Raw genomic sequence first — 3210 nt, 5'->3', positions numbered from 1 at the left:
CCAATCTAATTCAAGGAGTGCACGAGTGGCAAACTCTGCTCAAGCTAAAAAACGTGCTCGTCAAAACGTTAAAGCACGTAAACACAACGCTAGCTTACGTTCTATGGTTCGTACTTATCTTAAACGTACAGTAGCTGCTATCGCTGCTGGTGATTATGCTGCTGCTACAGAAGCATACAAAACTGCGGTTCCGGTAATTGACCGTATGGCTGATAAAGGCATCATCCATAAAAACAAAGCTGCTCGTCATAAGAGCCGTTTGAATGCACAAGTTAAAGCTTTAGCTAACTAAGTTGTTGCATTGAAAAAAGCCCGTTGAGGGCTTTTTTTACGCCTTGCATTTAGTAACGAGTTTAGTAGCACGTTGTCGTATTCAGTACTTGAGCTTCATCCTATTCCATTAACTTAAAAGCATTGGGTAATTTCCCATCAGATCTTATCTATAATTCATAATGACCTCAGTTCTAATCAATTTTTCAAGCCAATATTAACCATAAGAATAAAAACCGATTCCAGCGTGCAGCATCAACGTCTTAAATTTGCTTGAGTACAGCCATTGCGCATGGTTTTAATGATCAGGATTGAAGTCTAATCATTCCACTATCAACACTGGTTTTTGATCCATACGAATTAAAATGATTCGATCGCATGGCGCACGAGTTTTAAATCTGAGGCAAATAAAAAGCCCTCCTGAGAGGGCTTGTGCGATGACTGATAGACTATAAATAGAGTCAATAGTGGCCTTATTGCGACAAAGAAACTATCAATACATTATTGGACTAAGAGTCTTAAATTTTGTGGTTTTAAATAAGCCAATATTAAGCTGCTATTTGGCGTTAAATTGCTCCACTTCTGATTTCCACCTCCAGTGCAAGCATAGCGAATTAGGTTTGCACGGTTATTGGTTAAGCGACCCGATTCCAAATCGAAACATTGACCCGATTGGGTAATTGCTGTGGTTTCAGGTTTCATTGTCCAGATTTGTGTATCTTTATCTGTTGCGCAGTCTGTCAAAATAATCTTTGCACCGCCGCCTGTACTGGTTAAGCATTGTCCTACTGCATATCTACTTTGAATCCGCCCTAAACCATCGTAAACCCACTGTTCCGATGCATTAGCACTACAACCACTTGAACCACTGATGGAGGTGTTGTATTGACCATTTTCAAGCTTTTCAACTTTTAGGCAGTTTGTACCATTTTTAATCAATGAGGTATTGCTGTTCAAATCACTTTTCGACAAACCCAGTAACTCAATAAAATGATTTAATGCAGTCAGCGCTTCAGGCTGATTGGCCTTTAAATCTGCCTGATATACATTCATCCAGCGGTTTAAACGGTAAATGGTATTTTGCTGTTGTGTATAACGATCCATCTGCTGTACCGCCAAGGCGCTTAACTCATTTTTATTCGCCTTATAAGCGTCATAAAGCAGTTGTGTCGCAGGCTTCAAGCTCACCACATCATTGGATGCTTGAGTTATTAATTCCTGCTCCAAAGTAGGCAACTCAATTTTCCTTAATGCACTATAACCCTCTGCTTTACCAATATGTACCGCAGGTGTAATCACATCGGTATAGTGCGGAATATCAATCGATGCCAATAACTTTTCATTTGCATTGGCTTGTTTGCAATACAAATCTACTTTTTGCGGCTGATCTGAAATGGCCAGATTGACATGCAATTTATTGGCATTACTTCCCAGACGCGCCGGTGATAATGCAACGTTCTTCACCCTATTGGGATATTGAATATTTAACCAACAGGCAGATTGATCCAAAGCAGTATTTGCACTAGGTAAATCATAAACATTGCCCCAGTTGGAACGCGCAGCAGGATACAGCAGCCCCATCTGATTTACCGGGTCATATCCACCTAAAATGGTCAGCACAGGCTGTCCAAATATACGGGGCCGCGGGTAATTCTGCTTGGCCTGATACCACACAGGAGATGTTGAATTCGGCATAACCGGCTGTGCAACTTCCATTTGGCGCGTATCTTTATTCCATTTTTTATAACCTGTAGGTGAAGTCTCATCCCAGACATAGCGGTCAAAATGCGGTTGAATCTTTAAAAAAGTACTGTAACCCGTGTAATGGGTATATCTAGAGATGGTGCTGTCCGCATAGCCTCCAGACATTGCATCTTTACCATAAGGGAAAATGTTCTGAAAGTTGGGAATCCCGTTGCTTCCATCCCATTTCCAGGTTGCCGTCCATGACAGATTGCCACGCATCATATTACGGTAGCCAATATATCCCCAACCGCTGTCTGCATGATGCGCTGCCCAGAATAGATTATCTCCCTCTTGTCCAGGATAGTGCCCCAATCCATAATGATGACCAATCTCATGACTGAATTCATTGCCCACCGAATCATATAAGGTCAGCATGCCATTGCCGCCACTTAAACCGTGTCCCTGCACGCCATTGGCATAATTTCCCCGAGTATGATGCACGACTACAGTTTGAGTCAGCTGCGGCTGGCTTTGACTCGCCATAGAAGCACTGGTAATACCCCAGTTTGCAAGATTAATCCCTACACTGAATGTGGATTTACCCACATCTTCACGCATATCCCCTGCGTAATCTCCCCCTGTGCTGGTACTGGCAACATCATAAATGGTACCGTTGGAAACCATGACCCGATTCAAGGTCATATCGTCATATTTGGCAACCGTCATTTGTGCTGCAGGAATGGTTTGAAAATAATCTGTACCCGCTTTTTCTGGCTGCAACAGCATATAATGACCATTGGATTTTGGATAATCGGTCAACATTCCGACACGAATGTTATTTACGACCAACTCCCCGGGCGCTGCAAAATCAATTTTTTCTTCAAACAGTTCACCGCTTCGATTTTGCTGATCAATAATTTTTATTTGTAATCCTGGACGTACTTCATCCCAATTCAGTCTAGCTGACCATGCACGTTTACTATATGAAACGTGCGGTCGTGTATCGGTTTTATTTTGGTCTGAAGCTGGAATTTGCGTAGGATCTTGCAGCTTAATTTGGCGCAATAAGCGCCCATCTTGATAAATTTCAGCGGTTATTTGTGTTACATCACTCATATCCAGTGTCGGTGTAACCAGTAACAGCGCTTCTTTTTCTGAGGTTAAACGAGGCATTTTTTTGGCTTCGTTACCACTGGGATCTACCACATGGCCTTGAGCAAACTGAACCATTGCTTTAAAAGAACCCTCTAGATC

Annotated in this window: 2 protein-coding genes; one reads left to right on the top strand and one right to left on the bottom strand. The window is 42.2% G+C overall.

Translation table 11 applies throughout. From position 1 onward, the window contains the following. The first annotated feature begins 25 nt into the window (after positions 1 to 25). On the top strand, positions 26 to 292 hold the full coding sequence (gene rpsT, locus B2Y23_RS01125; protein WP_039622003.1) for a 30S ribosomal protein S20: 267 nt from the start codon (positions 26 to 28) through the stop codon (positions 290 to 292). Positions 293 to 771: 479 nt separating this feature from the next. Here rpsT and B2Y23_RS01120 read toward each other — a convergent pair. After that, the coding region (locus tag B2Y23_RS01120) for a M66 family metalloprotease (protein WP_291368505.1) at positions 772 to 3210 on the bottom strand (2439 nt) is incomplete at its 5' end.

It is taken from the genome of Acinetobacter sp. UBA5934, assembly GCF_002430855.1.
In the GTDB taxonomy this organism is placed as follows: domain Bacteria; phylum Pseudomonadota; class Gammaproteobacteria; order Pseudomonadales; family Moraxellaceae; genus Acinetobacter.
The sequence above is the reverse complement of the archived record's forward strand: the minus strand, read 5'-3'. Positions and strand labels throughout refer to the sequence as shown.